This window comes from Microcoleus sp. Pol12B4 (genome assembly GCF_036701385.1).
GTDB lineage: Bacteria > Cyanobacteriota > Cyanobacteriia > Cyanobacteriales > Microcoleaceae > Microcoleus.
This window is the reverse complement of sequence record NZ_JAUBQR010000050.1, coordinates 1-20,473: the sequence shown is the minus strand read 5'-3', so window position 1 is coordinate 20,473 and position 20,473 is coordinate 1. Positions and strand designations below refer to the sequence as shown.

At 45.4% G+C, this 20,473-nt stretch carries 18 protein-coding genes and 1 pseudogene; 6 read left to right on the top strand and 13 right to left on the bottom strand.

The features are described 5' to 3' along the window. Nucleotides 1–159 precede the first annotated feature (159 nt). From QUA38_RS09690 to QUA38_RS09680, 3 genes are all read left to right on the top strand, one after another. Nucleotides 160–936, top strand: a complete 777-nt coding sequence (locus tag QUA38_RS09690; RefSeq protein WP_333161237.1) for a pentapeptide repeat-containing protein — start codon at nt 160–162, stop codon at nt 934–936. 179 nt (nt 937–1,115) lie between these two features. Further along, nucleotides 1,116–2,264 (top strand): AAA family ATPase, encoded by a 1,149-nt coding sequence (locus QUA38_RS09685; RefSeq protein ID WP_333161235.1) that lies wholly within the window; start codon nt 1,116–1,118, stop codon nt 2,262–2,264. Between the two features lie 122 nt (nt 2,265–2,386). Next, nucleotides 2,387–2,869, top strand: coding sequence for a DUF4276 family protein (locus QUA38_RS09680; protein ID WP_333161257.1), 483 nt, complete (start codon nt 2,387–2,389; stop codon nt 2,867–2,869). 82 nt (nt 2,870–2,951) lie between these two features. On the opposite strand, the gene QUA38_RS09675 is transcribed toward QUA38_RS09680, so the two are convergent. From QUA38_RS09675 to speB, 10 genes are all read right to left on the bottom strand, one after another. Further along, on the bottom strand, nt 2,952–5,957 hold the full coding sequence (locus tag QUA38_RS09675) for a GAF domain-containing protein (RefSeq protein WP_333161233.1): 3,006 nt from the start codon (nt 5,955–5,957) through the stop codon (nt 2,952–2,954). A gap of 367 nt (nt 5,958–6,324) precedes the next feature. After that, a complete protein-coding gene (locus tag QUA38_RS09670; protein ID WP_333161231.1) occupies nt 6,325–6,777 on the bottom strand; it encodes an NADAR domain-containing protein in 453 nt (150 codons plus the stop codon). 360 nt (nt 6,778–7,137) lie between these two features. Further along, on the bottom strand, nt 7,138–7,809 hold the full coding sequence (locus QUA38_RS09665; protein ID WP_333161229.1) for an FAD-dependent oxidoreductase: 672 nt from the start codon (nt 7,807–7,809) through the stop codon (nt 7,138–7,140). 187 nt (nt 7,810–7,996) lie between these two features. After that, a complete protein-coding gene (frr, locus tag QUA38_RS09660) occupies nt 7,997–8,545 on the bottom strand; it encodes a ribosome recycling factor (protein WP_333161226.1) in 549 nt (182 codons plus the stop codon). After that, nucleotides 8,532–9,260, bottom strand: a complete 729-nt coding sequence (gene pyrH / locus QUA38_RS09655) for a UMP kinase (RefSeq protein WP_071884014.1) — start codon at nt 9,258–9,260, stop codon at nt 8,532–8,534. Before pyrH ends, frr begins: the two co-directional genes overlap by 14 nt. A 277-nt stretch (nt 9,261–9,537) precedes the next feature. Beyond that, nucleotides 9,538–9,936, bottom strand: coding sequence for a peptide-methionine (R)-S-oxide reductase MsrB (gene msrB / locus QUA38_RS09650; RefSeq protein WP_333161224.1), 399 nt, complete (start codon nt 9,934–9,936; stop codon nt 9,538–9,540). A 90-nt stretch (nt 9,937–10,026) separates the two neighbouring features. Continuing rightward, nucleotides 10,027–11,847, bottom strand: a complete 1,821-nt coding sequence (modB, locus tag QUA38_RS09645; RefSeq protein WP_333161222.1) for a molybdate ABC transporter permease subunit — start codon at nt 11,845–11,847, stop codon at nt 10,027–10,029. Between the two features lie 73 nt (nt 11,848–11,920). Next, nucleotides 11,921–12,727 (bottom strand): molybdate ABC transporter substrate-binding protein, encoded by an 807-nt coding sequence (gene modA / locus QUA38_RS09640; protein ID WP_333161201.1) that lies wholly within the window; start codon nt 12,725–12,727, stop codon nt 11,921–11,923. Between the two features lie 179 nt (nt 12,728–12,906). Next, a complete protein-coding gene (locus tag QUA38_RS09635; protein ID WP_333161199.1) occupies nt 12,907–13,464 on the bottom strand; it encodes a thioredoxin family protein in 558 nt (185 codons plus the stop codon). 133 nt (nt 13,465–13,597) lie between these two features. After that, the gene (gene speB / locus QUA38_RS09630; RefSeq protein WP_333161197.1) at nt 13,598–14,527 is read right to left on the bottom strand and encodes an agmatinase; all 930 of its coding nucleotides are present in this window, start codon (nt 14,525–14,527) and stop codon (nt 13,598–13,600) included. 248 nt (nt 14,528–14,775) lie between these two features. Here speB and QUA38_RS09625 point away from each other — a divergent pair, with 248 nt between their 5' ends. Further along, nucleotides 14,776–15,690, top strand: a complete 915-nt coding sequence (locus tag QUA38_RS09625) for an alpha/beta fold hydrolase (RefSeq protein WP_333161195.1) — start codon at nt 14,776–14,778, stop codon at nt 15,688–15,690. Between the two features lie 170 nt (nt 15,691–15,860). On the opposite strand, the gene QUA38_RS09620 is transcribed toward QUA38_RS09625, so the two are convergent. Next, nucleotides 15,861–17,078 carry a M10 family metallopeptidase C-terminal domain-containing protein gene (locus tag QUA38_RS09620; RefSeq protein ID WP_333161193.1) on the bottom strand — a complete coding sequence of 406 codons (1,218 nt, stop codon included), beginning with the start codon at nt 17,076–17,078 and terminating at the stop codon, nt 15,861–15,863. A gap of 158 nt (nt 17,079–17,236) precedes the next feature. Then, complete coding sequence (locus tag QUA38_RS09615) at nt 17,237–17,647, bottom strand: hypothetical protein (RefSeq protein WP_333161191.1); 411 nt, start codon at nt 17,645–17,647, stop codon at nt 17,237–17,239. Nucleotides 17,648–17,790: 143 nt separating this feature from the next. Here QUA38_RS09615 and QUA38_RS09610 point away from each other — a divergent pair, with 143 nt between their 5' ends. Both QUA38_RS09610 and QUA38_RS09605 read left to right on the top strand, forming a co-directional pair. Further along, on the top strand, nt 17,791–18,474 hold the full coding sequence (locus QUA38_RS09610) for a response regulator transcription factor (RefSeq protein WP_333034626.1): 684 nt from the start codon (nt 17,791–17,793) through the stop codon (nt 18,472–18,474). 2 nt (nt 18,475–18,476) lie between these two features. Beyond that, nucleotides 18,477–20,033, top strand: coding sequence for an ATP-binding protein (locus tag QUA38_RS09605; RefSeq protein ID WP_333161189.1), 1,557 nt, complete (start codon nt 18,477–18,479; stop codon nt 20,031–20,033). 65 nt (nt 20,034–20,098) lie between these two features. Here the strand turns inward: QUA38_RS09605 and QUA38_RS09600 are convergent. Further along, nucleotides 20,099–20,473, bottom strand: a pseudogene (locus QUA38_RS09600) (ceramidase domain-containing protein); the annotation flags it as partial.

Here is a 20,473-nt window from a genome sequence, read left to right as displayed (position 1 = left end):
GGTAAGGCCGAGAACTTCAATGTAGGGTGCTGATGGCGCACACAACTCCTAGATACGGCAAGTCAAAAGATTTGTTGGGTGAACTTGTGTTATGGTGATTTTCAATTGCTTCGATAAAAGCTATTTTAGATTTAATATTTTGGATTTTGGACGGTTAAAATGAAACTCAGAATCATCGCTGCTGCAACGTTGCTGAGCGCGATCGCCCCGATCACTCCTGCACCCGCCGAGAACATCCAACACACGCAACAATTACTAGCTACCCGACAGTGCCCCAACTGCGACCTCAGCAGTGCGGGCTTGGTTTTAGCCAATTTAACAGGATCCAATCTCAAAGGTGCTGACTTGAGGTTGGCTAACCTCAGTCGAGCCAACCTCACCGGGGCTGACCTCAGCGGTGCCAACCTCAGCGGCACCAGCCTGTTTGGCGTCAATCTGACAGGGGCCAACCTCAGCGGTGCGAACCTCAGCGGTGCTGACTTGAGAAGTGCCTATCTCAGCGACGCCAATCTGCAAGGCGCTAATTTAAATAACGCGCAACTGCTCGGAGTTAGAGGAATGCCAACCAATATCGGCACCGCTGAAGACTTCTACCGGTTGGGAGTGCTGGAAGCTCAAGCAGGAAACTATAGAAACGCCATTGATTATTACAATCAAGCGCTGAATCTGAAATCGGATTTAGCAGCCGTTTATTTTGCGCGCAGTATGTCTCGCGCTGACTTGGGAGACTTCGCGGGCGCGGCTCAAGACGCCGATCGAGCAAACAAACTCTTTGCAGCTCAAGGAAATCCTCAAGGTCAGGATTTGTCAAAGCAGTTAGCCGAAGCCATTGTTGCACGTCAAAAGCCTACGGAACCCCGCACGGGCGGCGGTGGCAACTTTATGAGTCTTCTGGGATCGATCGGTTCTGTGCTCGTGAAGCTAATCTTGCCTTAAAGACTTGTGAACGACATCGGTCTGCTCCAACGACTTTTCATGCTGCGCCAACCCAAGGGATGCAGACCGTTTCATACACCCATCTGGCTTTACTAAACCTCTAAAGTATCTAAGGCAGATATACTTAGCCTAGTCTCAATATATGTGTCTAGGCTAGTTTCACTATTTAAAGACAGAATATGAATAGATTTGAAAATATATCAGTAAGGGGTTTTCGGCGTCTTCAAAATATTGAGCTTGAGATGAGAAATCTCATCGTCATGATTGGTGCAAACGGAGCAGGAAAAACTTCTTTTTTAGATGTTCTTTCAATACTAGCCGCTTCAGCCAGTGGAAATTTACAGAATTTATTACAACTTAAAGGCGGCTTGAATGAAATTTTAACAAGAGGTAAAGTACAAGAACTGGAAATTGAAATTTCAATGCAAGTGCCCGATAAAAAAATTCCTTTGAATTACAGCTTAACATTGTCACCCAAAGGTTTATCTTATGAAGTCAGAGATGAATATTTAACACAGCAGAGAAATCCCAACAGGCCTGAACCATTCAAGTATATTGAATCACAAGGGTTGGATATTAAATATTATCAAGATGGCAGTGGATTGGTGAGGCCCAATTGGGAGCATAATCCTCTTGAAACATCGCTTTCTCAAGTTCCTAAAATGTATCGCGAACCTGAGGATCTGAGAAAGAGCCTTGCTTCTTGCACATATTATGGATCACTCGATGTTTCAGAGAAAAGTCCAATTCGTCTACCTCAAGCAATGCGCCCTGCAAAGTTGCCTGGAGCAAGCGGTGAAAACCTCGTTTCCTGTCTTTATGACCTTCGGGAAACGGATCGTGACCGTTTTGAAATGGTTGAAAATATCATTTCTGCTGCCTTTCCAGATTTCGAGCGATTAAACTTTCCTCCGGTTGCCGCAGGAACTATGTCTATGACTTGGACCGATAGGAATTTTTCTCAGCCTTTCTATGTCCATGAGCTATCAGAAGGAACGCTGCGCTTCCTCTGGTTAGTTGCACTCCTGCAAAGTCAAACTTTAAGAACTATTACGTTGCTAGATGAACCAGAAGTTAGCCTACACCCGGAACTCTTAAGACACTTAGTTTATCTAATGAGAGAAGCTTCAAAACACACTCAACTGATAGTTGCAACACACTCAGATAGACTCATCAGATTTCTCGATCCAAGCGAGATTTTGGTCTGCGATTTGGAAGAAGGGGAGGCAAAAATGACGTGGGGTGACACTTTTAACCTGGATAAATGGTTAGAAGATTACAGTCTTGACCAGGTTTGGGAAATGAATATAATGGGTGGCCGTCCATGAGAATTGCTATTTTGGTTGAAGGTGCTACTGAAATGGCATTTAGAAAGAAGCTTCGTGAGTTTCTGCAAAGTCGTTTAGAGCAAAAAATGCCCTGACTCGACTTTAAACCACAACATGGTGGAATTCCCAAGGAAAAGAAACTCAAGCTTATTGTTGAAAATTTCCTCGATAATGATGGCTATCATGCTGTAATTGCACTTACAGACGTTTATACCGGAAAGCCGGACTTTAAAGATGCCAATGATGCTAAAGAGAAAATGAGGACATGGGTAGGTAAAAACCCAAAATTCTATCCTCACATAGCATCACATGATTTTGAAGCATGGCTTCTTCCCTACAGGACAACTATCCAGAAGCTAGCGAAACACAACCTTTCTGCTCCTAGCGGTTCGCCTGAAACAGTGAATAATCAAAAGCCACCTTCCTATTGGATTAAGGAAATTTTTAGAACAGGAAAATGCAGAAGAGACTATGACAAAGTGAGTGATGGAGTGGCTATTTTGAAAAACAACGATCTGATGATTGCGATTAAAGCTTGTCCCGAACTAAAAGCTTTTGTAAATCGAATTATATCTCTCTGCGATGAAGAGAAAATAATTTCTTGACGTAAAACGCGATCGTTGTTAATTTTCCGAATTCTCAAAGAAGTCGGGTATCTGGGTGTGTTGTTTTTTTACGTTGTTCTACCTAATTCAGGGGAACCTCGATCCAGAACTCTGTACCATGACCGGGTACAGAAACACACTTTAGTACGCCTTGGTGTTTCTCAACTACAATTTGGTAACTGATAGACAGTCCTAAACCCGTGCCCCGACCTACGGGTTTAGTAGTAAAAAACGGATTAAATATGTGAGAGATTAACTCTTTGGGGATGCCGTGACCATTGTCGGCAATGCAAATTACTACCGTTTTTTCATTGATTAATTCAGTGCGAATCCGAATGCAAGGAGAGGGGAAATCAGGAATCAAACACTCGGTGGTAGGATTTATATCTCCTGACTCGATAGGCAGTATTTGCGAGCTTAAATGTGTCGCCGCTGCACTTGCCGCTTTCAAGGGGAGATTCATACCTCGATCTTTTTTTCCCATTTCTAGGGCGTCAAGGGCATTACCGATGAGATTCATAAATACTTGATTGAGCGAGCTGGCATAGCATTCTACTAAGGGTAAATTGGCGTATTCTTTAATAATTTCTACGGTGTTACGATCGGAATTGGCTTTGATCCGGTGCTGCAAAATCAACAGGGTACTGTCAATGCCCTCGTGAATGTCAACGGCTTTTTTCTCGGCTTGATCCGTCCTGGAAAAATTACGCAAAGATACAACTAACTGGCGGATGCGCTCAACTCCGACTGTCATGGAACCCAAAATTTTTGGCAAATCTTCCGCAAGAAATTCGATGTCGATTGCTTCAGAGCACTCGCTAATTTCTGGGTTGGGATTGGGGTAGTGCTGGCGGTAGAGTTCCACCAAGCAGAGCAAATCTTTGGTGTATTCGCTCGCGTGGGACAGATTGCCGTAGATAAAGTTAACGGGGTTATTGATTTCGTGGGCGACTCCGGCCAAAAGTTGTCCGAGACTGGACATTTTTTCGGTTTGAATCAGTTGGGCTTGGGTATTGTGCAGTTCTGTGACTGTTTTAGCTAGCTGTTCGGCTTTTAATCGCTCTGCAGTTGCTGCATTGAGACTTTCTTGATAAAGTTCTGCTTGGTGAATGGCGATCGCAGCTTGAGCCGCTAAATGTTGCACCAATTCCTGTTCTGCTGTTTGCCAAACTCTCGGCCCTGAACACTCATGGGCAATCAACAACCCCCACAATTGGGAATCTTTGCCTCTCATCGGCACAATTAAACTTCCTCTCACCTGCAACTCTTCCAAAAATTCGCGGTGACAGGGTGTTAAATCCTCAGTATAAATATCATTAATTGCTCGCACCCGTCCGGCTCCATAAAAGCAGTCTGAGCCTTCTGGCAAGCATTCTTGTGGAGATGTGATACCTAAAATTGACCGCCACTGGCCGCAAACAGCTTCGACAACTACCTCGCCCTGTTTATCTGCTGCAAATTGGTAAATTACCGTGCGATCGGTATCCAACAAAACTCTGACTTCTCGCACAATAGTTTGCAGTATGATTTTTAAATCTAAGGTGCTGCGAATCTGGTCTCTAACTCGCGTCAATACTTTGGCGAAGTCCAAGGATTGTTGCAATTGAGCGGTGCGTTCTTGAACTTGGCGCTCCAAGTTTGCATTCAGGGTTTGCACTTCTTTATAAAGAACGTACTGCCCAATTGCCGAACAAAATTGGCTGCCTATAGCTAAAGCTTGCTCAATTTCCTCGTACTTCCACTCGGGCGACTGACCTTTTTTTATTTCTCGCCAGAGTTCAAAGGATTGTCTGGGAAGGGTTTGTGCCACGCTGCTGTCAAACCGCCCCGCCCACATTTTTTCGGTATCTATTGCATTGCGAAAAATGGTCAAACAGCCGACTAATTGTTGTTTATAGTGGAGGGGAATTACCAGCAAACCCCTAATTTTAGTAGATTGGAAAGCGGGAACTAAAACTCTAAATAGAGGTTCTTTGTATAAGTCAGTAATTATGAAAAATGGGAATTGACAATTAGTAAAAGTTGAAATTTTGGGAAGCTCTTCAGTATTTTTAAATCCTTTGGTTAGCCATTCCTGCCAGAGGGGATGAGCTTCGATAGCCTTAACTTTTTCCCAATTGGGAAGTGTCGGTTGTTCTCCTGTGGTGAACAGTTCAAAGGTAGCATTACTGTGGGCGGGGGCAGTTGGCAATCCTCCCTCAATCTGGGGAGCGGATAACTTTTCACCGTTGATTTTCGGCTGGTTGAGATAGAGTCTGCCACCGCTGCCACCCAAAGCGGTGACGGTGGCTTCTAAACCTTGCTGCAGTTGAATGTTGACGTGACCATACAACAGGGCTGCTATGCGGCTCACGGTAGCTTCGCGGGCGGCTTGAGAGCGGGTTTGCTGCAGGAGGAGCGCGTGGGCTATAGCGCTAGACAATTGATCTGATACGAGCTGAACCACTTCTAAATCTGCTGGTGAAATATTGAGAGCCGCAGAGTGGTGAGACACTAAAAGTCCCCACAGTTCGATGTGAATTTTTTGATTATTTCCTGGTTCGTATCGAGTCAGACACGTCGCTGCCTCGCAGATATCTGTTTTGCTGTTTTCCGACGCGATCCTACGGTGCAAAATCGGCACGACTAAGGAAGATTGCACTCCCATTGCCATCAGGTAAGCTGTGTGGCAAGGATCGAGCGATCTGTAGTGCATCTCTTCCTTTACTAAAGGTTGACCGGTGTCTGCAGCATCGAGGGGACTCAGGACGATCGTCCCGGAGTTAACATCTATTATTGTCCGCTGGCGCAAAGTGACATACATCTCCCGGGCGCTCGCGGGAATGTCGTCTGCTGGAAAGTGCAGTCCTTTCAAGGAAGGGAGACAGTTATTATTAATTGACTCAGCAACAACTTCTCCACTGCCGTCGGCACTAAACCTGTAAATCATAATGCGATCTGTTTTCAAAAAAGACCGCACTTCTGCTACCGTACTGGTTAAAATATCTTCTAATTCTAGAGATTGGCGAATGCGTTCAGTTATCCGCCGTATCAAAAGTTCTCTGTCTAGTTTATAATGTAATTCTTGCGTACTTTCTGTGAGTTGCATAAATCTCCTTTTGTACTTATACAATAATAAGAAGTTTTGATGTGCTGTTGGAACGTTCAAACTCAAATACATTACCCGCAATTTTTGACTAAACCGATCTGTACAATTAATCCGTCGCACACTTGTGAGAGACGACGGTGTATCGCCTCGGGTGGGCTGGGGTAAGTAAAATCTAAGATCGCGCCAGTTTAATCCTTGCCTTCAACAGGCCGAGCGACTTAAGCAAATAATAATTATTATTTTAATGCTCTTATAAATTTCTCGCAATCTTAAAATCTCACTATGAGAGATATTCATTGTTAGGATAACTTGACATTTGTTGTATAACTTCATATAATGATAATTAACGAAAGAATTTGAGTTTCTATCAGCGCGCAAGGCGCTGACTAATTTCTTGGCGCACGCTCATCAGAATTTTACCCAAATGATTTTGACCGGTTCGGTCGCCGCCACACCCCCAGTAGTAATCGGTTGGCGAATCCTCAACAATGACTCGATCCCCTGTGGCGAGGAGAATCGCTTGAATGTCTGTATGAGTGAGAAACTTAGTTAAAACTGCTTCGCGCATAATAGGAATTTTCACGGCTTCCCAATCAGTGCGAATCCGGTGGTTGGGATCGCGACCTAATTTAGCGGCTTCTTGAGGAGTTGCTACGGCTTGAATCGCCGCCACTAATCTTTTATCCGTGCTGAGAAATTTTTGGGCTTGATAGTAATGTTCCACAGTCAACCAATATTGGCCGTGCAGACAAATGTCGTGTAGTGAAAAATTAGAAAAGCAGCCGTAAGGCTCCTCTACTTTATAAAAATAAATTATCATTAGATTTGAGATTATATATTTTACAGGATTTAGGTAGAATGTAATTATTCAGGGTGTCTCTGAAGCGCCTTATCGCGTTAGAGTAAGGTATCAAACCACTTTTTTTGCCTCCCGGCGTATTTGAGGTTTATTCTATAAGCAGCGTGGGGCTTGTATTAAAAAATCCTCGCATCTACTTTATTTAAAATAGCATTTACCATTTTAAACCCAGTTTATTGTAAAAAATCTGGTTGGGGAACGAAAAATCTAGGAATCAACTGGCTTTCTGAGAAATAGTGCGTAATTGCTATTTTTAAATTTACGAAATCAAGAATAAGCAATGGGGAGCTAAGAATATTTATTATTCCCTCTTGCTTCATTCTAAAACGGCATCAGCTTTTGAAAAGCGCGGTTAGCGATATGGGCATAACGCAGTTCGCCACACAAAATTTTGCTCGTCGAGTAGCGGTCAGCTTTGGGAAAGCTCCAGATAAAACCTTTTTTTATAGTACCAAAATCGAAATTGAGGGAATCGCCCTTGATTGAGCGAGTTTCTAAACAAGCGCTCAAACAGAGTTTTGGCTCTTTCAATCCCAGCCTCTTAGTCATCGACCCGCCGGCACCAGCAGCAGCAATCAAATAGCGGCCAGCAACAGGTTCTGAGTTTATTTTAACTTCCCAAACATAATTTTTAAACTCAGTTCCTTTAACTTGTGTAGAGTGTCTAAGTTCCGCACGAGTTTTTTGAGCTTGTTTAATTAAAAAGTCGTCAAATACATCTCGCTGTACCATCCACATTGGGGAATTTATTTGAACCTGCACCAGATTTTCCATTTTCCATGTGTAGCTAATTTTATTAGCTTTCATCGAAATAGCGGGCGTCAGGTCAAAATCGAGCCATTGGGCGATCGCCCCAGAAACCCCCCCGCTACAAGGCTTATTACGGGGCCAAGATGCTTTTTCTACTACCAAAACAGAACGTCCCTGCTTTGCCAGGTGATAAGCTGCTGTGCTGCCTGCCGGGCCTGCACCGACAATAATGCAATCAAACATTTTGGGTAATGGGTAACTGGTAATAAGTGATTGGTCATGGGGCAGGAGGAATTGGTAAGTTAATGATTGTTAAACGTTGAGTTTTTAACTCACAACTCACAAATCATTAAGCGTCTGATCGTTGTTCGCGATCGGCTCTGAGCAATCTCAAAACTCTTCCTATTTCCCCTGCCCAATTTCCCATTCCCTAAACAGTCGTGATATCTTTCTCTTTGGCTGCCAGAACTTCTTCTATTTTGGCAATGTACTTGTCCGTCAGCTTTTGAATTTTATCTTGCAAGTCTCGGGATTCATCTTTAGAGATATCGCTGCTTTTTTCCTGCTTACGAATCGAGTCAACGGCATCGCGGCGGATATTGCGAATTGCAACTTTACCTTCTTCAGCAAACTTACTGGCCATTTTGACAAATTCTTGGCGTCTGTCGCTTGTCAGCGGCGGAATGTTCAAGCGAATAACTGAACCGTCGTTGTTGGGAACGAGTCCTACATCAGACAGGGAAATTGCTTTTTCGATCGAGGTAAGCGCTGTGCGATCGAACGGTTGAATGGTGATCGTAGTCGCATCCGGGGTGCCGATGTTGGCAAGGGATTTGATGGGAGTTGGAGAGCCGTAGTAGTCTACCATGACTCGATCGAGGAGGGAGGCATTGGCCCGTCCCGTCCGAATAGTATTAAAAGACCGTTGAGTAGCCTCAACTGCCTTTTGCATATGATCTTCTGCTTCAGCTAACTTCACAAAAACCTCCGACAAGAGTTCCAATAGATTCTCCCATTACAGCTCGGTAAATGTTGCCCGACACCGAGAGGTCAAATACCATAATAGGAATATTATTTTCTTTGCAAAGGGCGATCGCGGTACTGTCCATCACCCGCAAATCTTGATTCAAGACGTGGGCATAGGTGAGGGTTTGATACCTGCGCGCGTTGGGGTTGAGGTGGGGGTCGGAATCGTACACCCCATCTACCTTAGTAGCTTTAAAAATCACCTCTGCATCAATTTCAGCCGCCCGCAAAGCGGCTGTAGTATCAGTAGTAAAAAAAGGGTTGCCAGAACCGGCACCAAAAATCACTACTCGTTTTTTTTCGAGGTGGCGAATTGCCCGCCGCCGGATGTACGGTTCAGCTACTTCTTGCATGGCGATCGCCGATTGCACCCTCGTTGGCACTCCTGCTTGTTCAAGGGCATCCTGCAAAGTGATAGCATTCATCACCGTAGCAATCATGCCCACATAATCAGCCGTTGCCCGATCCATCCCTGCCGAAGCAGCTTTCACCCCGCGAAAAATGTTGCCACCACCGACAACAATCGCGATTTGAATGCCTTGGGAAACGACTTTGGCCACTTCCTGGGCGATCGACTGAACGACTACCGGATCGATGCCGTAGCCCAAGCTCCCCATCAGCGCTTCACCGCTGAGCTTCAGCAAAACTCGCTGATATACCATCCCCATGCCGCCACTATGTTTTTACTCTTTTTGCCTCCACCATAAGATAGCAGTACGGGTGCATTTTGAACATCAATTGCCCGGAACAGGCATCCTGGTTGTGTTGCAAGAGAATTTGTTTGTGGCGCGGGCTGCTAGGTGAACAGGCAAGATGCCTGTTCCACAACCGGATTAATTTTTTCTCAATGAATGCTAGGTGAACAGGCATCTTGCCTGTTCCACAACCGGATTGATTTTTTGTGGGGAGTAGGGGTTGGGCACTCTTAGCCCGCCCTTAAAAAAGTCAATCTTTGGGGACGAAATCAAGAGCAGCAGAATTCATGCAGTAACGCTGACCGGTAGGTTTCGGGCCGTCGTTAAATACGTGACCGAGATGAGCATCGCAAACAGCGCACAGTACCTCTGTTCGGCGCATGAACAAGGTGTTATCCGACTCGCACTTGACATTTTCTTCGCTAACGGGAGCGTAGAAACTCGGCCAACCGGTACCGGAATCGTACTTGGTTTCTGATTTAAATAGCTCAGTGCCGCAGCAAATACACTTATAAATTCCTGGTTTTTTGTTGTCGTGATATTCGCCGCTAAAAGCTCTTTCTGTTCCTTTTTTGCGGGTGACTTTAAACTGTTCTGGCGTGAGTTGTTGTTGCCATTCAGCGTCGGTTTTTTTAATTTGTTCAGTCATGATTAAAGGTTGGGTTAAGATGTATTTAGCTGTTGAGTGTTGACGGTTAACAGTTGAGTGTTGACGGTTAACGGTATATTGCTAGTTAACTCAGGCTTCCATTAATATTAACCTAATTGGCTCGAAATGAACATACCAGGGAAAAGGATTGTCCTTAATAGCCCTCCACTTTTCCTTGAAAACTTCGGCTTGCAAGTGATAATCTTGGGAATCATTGGGAGGCGAGTGCAATTTGAGATATAATGTCACCCGGTGCGGAGTTTCAACAGTTGAGGCGATCCAACAAGCAAAAGTATTTTCACGATCGCACCCGCTAACAAAACTCAGTTGATGAGCCCGAATTCCCACAGAAACTAGAGATTTGGGAATTGGTTCGACTACTCTCAGAGTACAGCCCCAGTCGATCGCCTCCACGAGAGTTTCTGCGATCTGTTTAGCTGCTGAGAAGTTCTTACAGCCAGTCAACTGGGCGACGGTGAAGTTGCCAGGGCGATCGAAAATGTTCTCTTTGGTATCAAAGGCGATCGGCCTTCCCTCGGCCAATACCAACAGATTTTTGCACACCCGGTAAACTTCCTCTAAATTGTGGCTGACAAACAAAGTAATGCCCCGATAATTAGCCAGAGTCTGCATTAACTCACGTTCGAGTTGACTGCGTAAGTGAGTATCCAAAGCAGAAAACGGTTCGTCTAACAGCAGCAATTCTGGAGAAGGGGCGATCGCCCTCGCCAAAGCCACCCGCTGCTGTTGGCCCCCCGAAAGTTCGTGCGGGTAGCGGTTTTCCAGTCCCGACATTTGCACCGAAATTAGCTGTTCTTTTACCCGAGTTTTTTGCTCGCTTTCAGATAAATGCTGCAAGCCAAAGGCAATATTTTGAGCAACAGTCAGGTGAGGAAATAAAGCATAGTTTTGAAACAAAAAACCGATGCGGCGGTCTTTAGAAGCTACATTAATACCCTGGGCTGAGTCAAATAAAACCCTGCCATTGACTGCAATTTTACCGCTCATTGGAGTTTCCAAACCGGCGATGCAGCGCAGAGTCATGCTTTTACCAGAACCCGACGCGCCCAAAATTCCCAGCACTTCCGCGCCGATATCGAAACACACATCCAAGGCAAAGCTGGAGAGAGGTTTAAAAATGCTTAAACAAAGTCCGCTTTTCGGTTGTTGTTTTTGGGGATTTGTGGTAAAAGTAGACGCGACTTTAGGAATATTTGATTGCAGTATTTGGCTCGAATTCGGTTTGAGCGAGCTCCTTTGTAAATCCGTCCAAAAATTAACAGCAGTTAGCACGCTCAAAGAAATACTCAGAATAATCAAAACCCAAATAGCAGCTTGCCTCATATCCCCAGCTTCCACAGCAAAATAAATTGCCATCGGGATAGTTTGAGTTTGTCCGGGAATATTCCCCGCTAACATCAACGTAGCGCCGAATTCACCCAAAGCGCGGGCAAATGCGAGAATAGTTCCTGCTAAAATTCCCGGCCATGCTAGCGGCACCATAATTCGCCAAAAAACTTGCCACTCCGATGCTCCCAAAGTGCGGGCTGCGTTGAGAAGATTGGCATCAATTTGCTCAAAAGCTCCCAAAGCAGTTTTGTACATGAGGGGAAATGATACAACTGTGGCAGTAATGGCGGCGGCTTGCCAAGTGAAAATTATAGTTAAGTCGAATTGTAGCAAGAATTGACCGATCGCCCCATTTCTTCCAAACAGCAGCAGCAGCAAAAATCCCACTACTGTCGGTGGCAAAACTAAGGGAGAAATGAAAATCCCTTCAATTAAAGCTTTACCTCTGATGCGAGTTGAAAGCATCCACCGGGCGGCGGCTATTCCCATGAAAAAGGTGAGAAATGTCGCAATAGCGGAAGATTTTAGAGATATCCAGAGCGGAGAAAGATCAAATTCCATCTATAATAAATAAATCCGCGTTAATCAGCGCTTATCTGCTTTCATCAGCGGTAAAAAATCCCTAATTAGTTAGTTATCGAACTATACCAAATCCGTATTTCTGAAATACTATTTTAGCTCGATCGCCCGCCAAAAAGTCAACAAACGCTTTCGCAGCAACCGGATTGCGGCTGTTTCTGATAACTGCCAGCGGATAAACAATGGGCGAATGCAAATTTTCGGCAGCCGTTAGCCGCACAGTTACTTTGTCGGAGGCTGTGGCGTCAGTCGCATAAACTATACCAGCATCAACGTTACCGCTTTCGACGAATGTCAGCACTTGGCGGACGTTATTTCCTAGCACTAATTTGGGCTGTATTTGCCGCCACAATCCAAGTTTATTTAACATTTCCTGAGCGTATTGGCCCACAGGTACGCTTTTAGGTTCGCCGATCGCAATTTTATTGATTCTGGCATCTGTCAACTGTTTGAAATCCGTCAAAGCAACACCATTTTTGGGAGTAATCAAAACTACGCGATTTGTCAGTAAATTGCGGCGCGTGTCGTTAATTAGCAGGTTAGATTGCTGCAAAGCATCCATTGGGTTGGTGGCGGCGCTGAAAAATACATCTACCGGGGCGCCTTGCTGAATTTGCTGTGAGAGAGCGCCGGAAGCACCGAAATTATAAGTAATAGTAAAATTCGGATTACTGCTTTGATAAACAGTTTTGATTTCCCCTAAAGCTTTCGAGAGACTGATAGCAGCGGATACATTTAAGGAGGTGCGCTGCAACGTATCGACTGAGGAAAAGTTCTTAAATAAGTTCCAAATAATCAGCAGTGCTAGCAGGAAGGCGACTGCGAAAATTAAGTTGGGAATACGTCTACTTTTTAAGTTCACAGACAATTGTTTTGAATCTTTTTACTCCTTACCCTGCTCTGCCTGGTAAAGCAGATTCGGAGGCTGTACCTCCAATTTTCATCCAGTCTTTGACGAGGCAGAGCCTCTGGAGATAGGTTCCCTGGCTGTGCCTGGGAACCAGTTAATAATTAGTGTCGGAACGTTAATTTTAAATCTGCCTATGCTCGCCATTTGACGGAACAGCCTATTGCCTCTGTAGTTGAAGGCTCAACGGGTTGACTGTTGAGCAATTGGTCGATCGCACTCCGCAGATAAGAAACCTGCACCGCCGCCGGATCGTCAGCGTTGTCGTCAATTAAACCTTTATAGCGCAGTTTGCCGTCTTGGTCTAACAAAAAAACCTCCGGCGTTTTAGAAGCCCCAAAACTTTCAGCGACATCTTGAGCAACATCCCGGATGTAGGGGAAGTTGAGTTGATTGTTGGCAGCAAAAATTTTCATGTTCTCAAAACTGTCGTCGGGATACTGGTTTGCATCATTAGCATTAATCCCGATTAAAGTAACATCTCGATCTTGAAAATCTGCTTGAAGTTCTTTCATACGATTGAGATACAACTGCACGTAAGGGCAATGATTGCACATAAATATCACCGCGATCGCCCGAAATTTTTCTAAATATCGAGCTAAATGGTGAACTTCGTCGTCAACTCCCGGCAGTTCAAAATCGGGAGCGTAGCCGTTAATGGGAGTACCCGTTGTATCGATTAGTAAACTCATGTTTTCAGGAGGTGAAGAGCAGTATTTGCCAGCATGAAAGATGAAACTGTCAGCACGAATAAAATTGGCTGTTGTTTGGCTTTAGCTTAATTCTAGCCTTGCCAACAGCCTATTGTGATTCGTACTTCGCGATTTATTCCTCGTCTGGCTTTAGCCAACCTTGAGCCAGAGCTTGGTATCCAATAAGTTTGTATGCTAATTTGGCGGCGGTAAATTCTGAGACTACAGAATCTACAACAGGTGCTAATTCCATAATGTCACACCCGATTACTTCGTATGACTCGAAGATGCGGCGCAAAAATCCCGTGAGGGAATACCAATTTAACCCGCCCGGTTCGGGTGTTCCCACCCCTGGAATTAAAGTCGGATCGATGCCGTCTAAGTCGATCGTCAAAAATACTCGCTTAGTTGTTATGCTGGCAATTGCCCGATCGGCCCAATCCGGTTGAGTAGCGATTTCTCTGGCGCGAATCACGTTTAGCTGTTTTGCTTTAATCAAGTCGGCTTCTTCCTTGCAGATAGCGCGAATCCCGATTTGCAGTGTCGGTAAGCCCATATCTACAATACGTCGCATCACGCAGGCGTGGTTGTGGATCGAGCCTTCGTACTCGTGCCGCAAGTCGCCGTGGGCATCAATTTGCACGACTGTGAAAGGTTCGTTTGGGTATGCTTGGCGATAACCTTCGACAACGCCGGCAGTGATGCTGTGTTCACCTCCGAGGGAGATGACAAATTTATTTTCGGTAACTAGCTGATGCACTGCGGCTTGGGTGACTCGCAGCATTTCTGAGGATGAAACTGGCTGCCTGTTGCGAGTATCGGCGATCGGCTCTTGTGTATAAATTCCGACATCGTAGCAAACTTCGGAATCCAATTCTTCGTCGTAGCACTCGAGTTGATGAGAAGCTTCTAGAAGTTTAGCGGGCCCGTTTTCGCACCCCCGGCGGTAAGTGGTGGTAGCTTCGTAGGGAATTGGCAAGATTACTACTTTGGCGGTGTCGTAGTCTGGTACAATTTCTGACCCCAGAAACGGTACGACAGCAGTGGAAACGATCGTTGGCATAAGGGAAATTTTAATACAGCAAAGAAGTCAGCAGGTTTAATCGTGACATAATATCGGCTCTAACTGCAAAGTCAGAAGGAAGAAGGAAGAGAAATGAACCGCAGAGAGCGCTGAGGACGCTGAGGGAAGAGGGAAGAGGGTTTGGGATTTATGTCCTAGCGGTTGCCTCGAATTGCGATACGGTTTGTAGTAATGACTTGAGTCCTTTGCAGCCTTGCATTCATCTAAAATCTAAAATCTAAAATCGCATGACATCTTCTAGTCCCGCTTTGTCAACACTTATTTCGCCTCAAACTTGGCTGTGGAAAGGCTTTCCAATTTGCTACCAGGCTGCGGGTTCCCAGGGGCCTGCGGTGGTGTTCGTCCACGGTTTCGGTGCGTCTTGGGGCCACTGGCGCAAGAATTTGCCGGCGCTGGCTGCTGATTGCCGCTGTTATGCGATCGACCTCATCGGTTTTGGCGGTTCTGCTAAACCCGCGCCCAAACTTGAGATTGACTATACTTTTGAAACTTGGGGACAGCTAATTGCTGATTTTTGTCGGGAAGTTGCGGGCGGGCCGGCTTTTTTGGTCGGAAATTCGATCGGCTGTGTGGCAATAATGCAAGCCGCTGTAGATTTTCCCGATATTGCTTCTGGCGTAATTTTACTCAATTGTTCCCTGCGGTTGCTGCACGATCGCAAACGCGCCGAATTGCCTTGGTATCGCAGTTTTGGAGCCCCAATTGCACAAAAAATTTTAAATGTCAAGTGGATAAGTCAATTATTTTTTAAACAATTAGCAACGCCAAAAACAGTAAAAAAAGTGCTTTTGCAAGCTTATCGCCGTCCTGAAGCTGTCAGCGACGAACTGATAAATATGCTGCTGAAACCTGCCAAAGACAGCGGCGCAGTCGAAGTATTTGTAGCATTTATCAGTTATTCTCAAGGGCCGCTACCGGAGGATTTGTTGCCACGTTTGAGCTGTCCTGCTTTGATTTTGTGGGGTACGGACGACCCTTGGGAGCCGATCGCATTGGGGCGACAATTGGCAAAGTTTCCGGCTGTTGAAAAGTTTATTCCTTTGGAGGGAGTGGGACACTGCCCGCAAGATGAAGCGCCGGAATTGGTCAATCCTATTTTACTCGATTGGATTAAAGAGCGATCGGTAATTGCCGAAAATTAGGGCTTTTACTTATTTCCGGCAGGAATAATTGGTTTGATTGAAACGCTTCGAGGTGCGTTAGCGAAGCTGCGCGTAAGCGCTCTTATCACGAAGGAAGAAGTAGGAAGAATAAATTAGGACACGGTAGTGCCGTGTCCTCGGTATCATAAGGATTGCAGCCGGAATTGATATTACACAAACAGGAAACTATCAGGAGTAAAGCCGCCTTGAATTACAGCAATTTGGTCAGATGTACCAGCCAAATTGATGGAGTTACCAACAATATTGTAGTCAGAGAGACTCCCACGTAACTGAATGCGATCGATTCCCTGTTGGAAATCCTGAATCAGTGCAACTCCTGTTCCCTGATAGTATGTCTTGGTAGCATCACCGAGAACAAAAATATCTCTACCTCGACCGCCAATCAGCACATCCGTATCATTGCTTCCCGGTGTAGCACTTGATGGGTTGACTCCAATCAGGGTATCATTGCCGCGCAAACCTGAGAGTGTATCGTTACCATCTCCTCCTACTAAAGAATTGTTTTGGATGTTTCCGGTAAGGACATCTACATTCGGAGTACCTGTGACGTTAACGAAATTCTCTACCGTAAAATTCAGAGTGCCGATACCGGGTAGATTGTTAACCGCCAAACGATTTTGCGACAAATCCACATTAATAGAAGCTGTGCCGCTACCTGTAGAAGCATCGATGGTATTAATCTGTCCTAAAGGAGCAATTATTTGTTCTATATTTTGCAGGGTATCTGTACCTGCTGCGCCTTTATCTACAATACCTTTAGCCTCAATGGTAATGCCGCTGCCCAGGGAAAGATAGCTCATTGTATCCGTGCCTAATCCTCCAATTATGCTATCAGTGCCGGTACTACCTAGGATGAAGTTATCTAAACTATCTCCGGTAATATTGTCGTTTCCTGCTGTGGTGCTAATACTGTTAGCTGGCGGAGGGGGTGGAGTTTGGTTTTGGGGAGGTAAAGCAGAATTCGTAAGTTGTGCGCCTTGATTTTGGGGAGGAGGATTGCCCGGTACGCCTTGAGTTTGGGGAGGAGGGTTGCCCGGTACGCCTTGGTTTTGAGGAGGTTGGTTGCCTACTGCTGCCTGATTTTGCTCTGGAAGATTGCCCGCTGCGCCTTGATTTTGGGGAGGAGGATTGCCCGGTACGCCTTGATTTTGGGGAGGCTGGTTGCCTACTGCTGCCTGATTTTGGGGAGGTTGGTTGCCTACTGGTGCCTGATTTTGCTCTGGAGGATTGCCCGCTGCGCCTTGATTTTGAGGAGGTTGGTTGCCCGCTGCGCCTTGATTTTGAGGAGGTTGGTTGCCCGGTGTACCTTGATTTTGGGGAGGTTGGTTGCCCGGTGCATTGATTGAATTAGGAAATAGTGCTGGCATGATGTAATTACCTGGATTAGTTTTCTAAGTTTGAATCTGTTGTCAGGCTAAAGAAATGAATTCTCAATCTGCCTTTGAGTTAGTCTCTACAATCATTAAGTTGGTTCAATATGACATTTATCCCTGTCCTAGGATTACAGTTTTGTAATGTGGAGAAATTAGCGTTTTTCCGAATTTTGAGGTACATTACGATCGCCGGGTGGGCGCGGTGAAATGCCCAAAATTTTAATCAACTCTGCTTCGGTGACTCCCAACTTTTTCGCTGCACCGGGAATATCTAAACGAGGACGGGGCGGTGGGTTGGGCGGGCGATTATTTTCGCTTGGCGGTTCCGGCGGTTTCGCCGGTAGGCCCAAAGCTTCGATTAACTCCGCTTCGGTGACTCCTAATTGTTTGGCAGCAGCGGCAAAATCTATACGGGGCGGATGTCTGCGCTCTTGATTGGGTTCGGGCTGGCTCTGGGCTAGTACAGTATTAGAATTAGTTGTAGTTCGATCGGGGAAAGTCAAGCTGCTAAGTCCCAGCAGCAAGGCTGTAGCAGGTAATGCGAGCATTGAAGCAATTTTCATGATAGTTACGATCGCCGACCTAAAAATGTTTATAAATACATCAAATTCCCCAAACATTACCTGCAACAGTGCGGATGGATTACAGTTTTGTAATTTAAGTAAATGCCTGATGGCCATATAATCGCAACCGAATAGGTAAATCTATGAATGTTCTATACGTTGAAGATGAAGAAAAAATCGCCAATTTTGTTTGTATGGGCTTGAAAGAACAAGGCTTTGTTGTGGATTATTGCGATAATGGTAATGATGGCTATGGGCGGGCGATGGATAATGAGTACGATGCGATCGTGCTTGATATTGTTTTGCCGGGAAAAGACGGATTATCTATTCTCAAACATCTGCGAAAGGCGGGACGCAACGTACCCGTGATTTTATTAACTGCTCGCAATGAACTAGACGATCGCATTGAAGGGTTACATCTGGGTGCTGATGACTATTTAGCTAAACCGTTTTTTGTTGAGGAGTTAGTTGCTCGGATTTATGCTGTAGTGCGGCGTGCTTCGGGCGGTGGGCAAAATATTCTGAGCGTTGGCCCAGTTAAGCTCGATCGCATTCTCCGAGAAGTTACTTGCGATCGCCATGCGGTAGAACTTACAAGCCGCGAGTTTAATCTGTTGGAATATCTGATGCGATCGCCCGGTAGGGTACTCACCCGCACGCAAATCCTCGAACATATCTGGGGTTATGATTTTAATCCGAATACGAATGTGGTAGATGTATGTATTCAACGCATTCGCAAGAAAATTGAACCGATCGGCGGTACAGGATGGGTTGAGAGCGTGCGCGGCGTTGGCTATCGGTTTCGCAAACCAGATTCTCCCTCGTGAAAATGCAATCTTTTCGCTTTCGCATTGCTCTATCATCGGCTGTTCTAGCAAGTATTGCTCTCATTGGCTTTAGTATTGTTTCGTGGTGGTTGATTTACGATGCTAAGGTCAAGCGTCTTGATGCTGAAATCAAGAATCAGTTAATCCAATCAACCCGCCCCCAATCGGCCCAATGGGATGTTTATAATGATTCTTTGCCATCAGTTTTGGGCATGAATGATGGGGAAACAACCGTGGGTTTGTTGGTCACTGACAGAGATGGTAATTTACTCTACCGATCGAGCCAGTGGCAAGATGGAATTGATGCCAATTCCCTATGGCGATCGCTGCCCCAACCGCCTCCCGATCCTGCCAGAATACCTTTTCAATTAGAACCTCCCCCTCCACCACCTCCACCCTATCCACCCTATCCACCACCTCCCCATCAACCACCTCCCGATCGGCCCGATTCATTCTCACCGAGAGAAAGAAGACCTCCGCGCGATCGACCTCCTCAATTCGAGCGACCGGATTTTCCTCGAGTTTTCAAAGCTAAACTAGCAACCCAGCGTACTAGCAGGGCAGTTTGGCGTGTGGGCGCGATTCATTCTCCTCAGACTCAAATAGCCATCGCTGTTAACTTACAAGCGATCGATCGGGAAATGGCATCAATTCGCAATATCTTTTTAATTTCTATTCCCGTAGTGCTTTTACTCGTGGCCAGTGGAGCCTGGGTCATATCGCGGAGTATTCTATCTCCAATTGGGCGGCTCACGATGGCAATTCGCAATGTTACCGTACAGGGGCTCGATCGGCGCGTCCCTGACGGAGCAACGGATATAGAGTTTGTAGAATTAATTTTTGTGTTCAATCAGATGTTAGAACGTCTAGAGCGAAGTTTTAAACAAGCTTCTCGTTTTAGTGGAGATGCTGCCCACGAATTAAAGACTCCGCTGGCAATTTTACAAGGTCAACTAGAACGGGCTTTGCATCAAGTTGAATCGGGTTCTGAGGTGCAGCAAACCCTGAGTAATTTATTGGATGAAGTGCGCCGTTTGAGTGAAATAACCCGTAAACTTCTCTTACTCTCTCACGCCGATGCCGGACGTATGGGTTTACATTTGGTTGAGGTGAATATGTCGGCTTTGCTATCGGAAATTTCCGAAGATATGGAACTGCTAGCCCCGCATTTAGATGTGCAAATGGCAATTGCTCCTAATTTATATATCAAGGGCGATCGCGATTTGCTGGTGCAGGTTTTGCAAAATCTGGTTGGTAATGCGATTAAATATAATTTACCGAAGGGTTGGCTCAGGTTACAGGCTCACTGTCTGGGAAAAAGAGTAATTGTAAAAATTGTCAATAGCTCTCAAGATATTTCTTTGAGCGAGCGCGATCGCATTTTCGAGCGATTCCATCGGGGTGACTCCACTCAGATCCAAAAAATAGAAGGCTCGGGATTGGGGCTAAGTTTAGCAAGGGAAATTGCACGGGCCCACGGCGGCGATATCAAACTAGATGCTGCCATACTTGGTCAAACAGGGTTTATACTGAGTTTACCTGTGGGCGATCGCGATTAACCTTATAGGAGTCAAGCAGCTTGGCTAAGACTTGGACTAATTCTGATTTTAAAATTAATAGCTCCCTAGTCAATCATAGGGCTGTTTAGGATTAATGCTCTTGCTGATAAGTACAGCAAAATACCATTACAAAGATGCCAAAGAAAATGGGTGCCGATTGAAAAGTAAGGACAAATTGTCTGATCGAGAGTTCGGAATGAAAGGGCTAACAGAAATACCCCCGATGCTGCTAATAGAATAAATGGCTCACGCTTTTGCTGTTGATAGTGATATACTCCGAACCCTAGTAATACTAAAAATGCAGGAGCATAAGAAAGAGAACCGTTGAAAACATTTGTAAATTTATTGCTGAATTTGCTTGCAAAGAAAAATCCTACGAGCAATCCTCCTGCATATCCATATTTCATTCTAACTACTTGACGGCTATAGAGCCATAAAAA

Coding starts and splice junctions, on each gene's coding strand:
- modB (WP_333161222.1), bottom strand. CDS start 11,847: ATGGAATTTGATCTTTCTCCGCTCTGGATATCTCTAAAATCTTCCGCT.
- QUA38_RS09635 (WP_333161199.1), bottom strand. CDS start 13,464: ATGAGTTTACTAATCGATACAACGGGTACTCCCATTAACGGCTACGCT.
- QUA38_RS09675 (WP_333161233.1), bottom strand. CDS start 5,957: ATGCAACTCACAGAAAGTACGCAAGAATTACATTATAAACTAGACAGA.
- msrB (WP_333161224.1), bottom strand. CDS start 9,936: ATGACTGAACAAATTAAAAAAACCGACGCTGAATGGCAACAACAACTC.
- QUA38_RS09625 (WP_333161195.1), top strand. CDS start 14,776: ATGACATCTTCTAGTCCCGCTTTGTCAACACTTATTTCGCCTCAAACT.
- QUA38_RS09615 (WP_333161191.1), bottom strand. CDS start 17,647: ATGAAAATTGCTTCAATGCTCGCATTACCTGCTACAGCCTTGCTGCTG.
- pyrH (WP_071884014.1), bottom strand. CDS start 9,260: ATGGGGATGGTATATCAGCGAGTTTTGCTGAAGCTCAGCGGTGAAGCG.
- QUA38_RS09620 (WP_333161193.1), bottom strand. CDS start 17,078: ATGCCAGCACTATTTCCTAATTCAATCAATGCACCGGGCAACCAACCT.
- QUA38_RS09685 (WP_333161235.1), top strand. CDS start 1,116: ATGAATAGATTTGAAAATATATCAGTAAGGGGTTTTCGGCGTCTTCAA.
- QUA38_RS09665 (WP_333161229.1), bottom strand. CDS start 7,809: ATGTTTGATTGCATTATTGTCGGTGCAGGCCCGGCAGGCAGCACAGCA.
- QUA38_RS09605 (WP_333161189.1), top strand. CDS start 18,477: ATGCAATCTTTTCGCTTTCGCATTGCTCTATCATCGGCTGTTCTAGCA.
- QUA38_RS09610 (WP_333034626.1), top strand. CDS start 17,791: ATGAATGTTCTATACGTTGAAGATGAAGAAAAAATCGCCAATTTTGTT.
- QUA38_RS09690 (WP_333161237.1), top strand. CDS start 160: ATGAAACTCAGAATCATCGCTGCTGCAACGTTGCTGAGCGCGATCGCC.
- QUA38_RS09670 (WP_333161231.1), bottom strand. CDS start 6,777: ATGATAATTTATTTTTATAAAGTAGAGGAGCCTTACGGCTGCTTTTCT.
- speB (WP_333161197.1), bottom strand. CDS start 14,527: ATGCCAACGATCGTTTCCACTGCTGTCGTACCGTTTCTGGGGTCAGAA.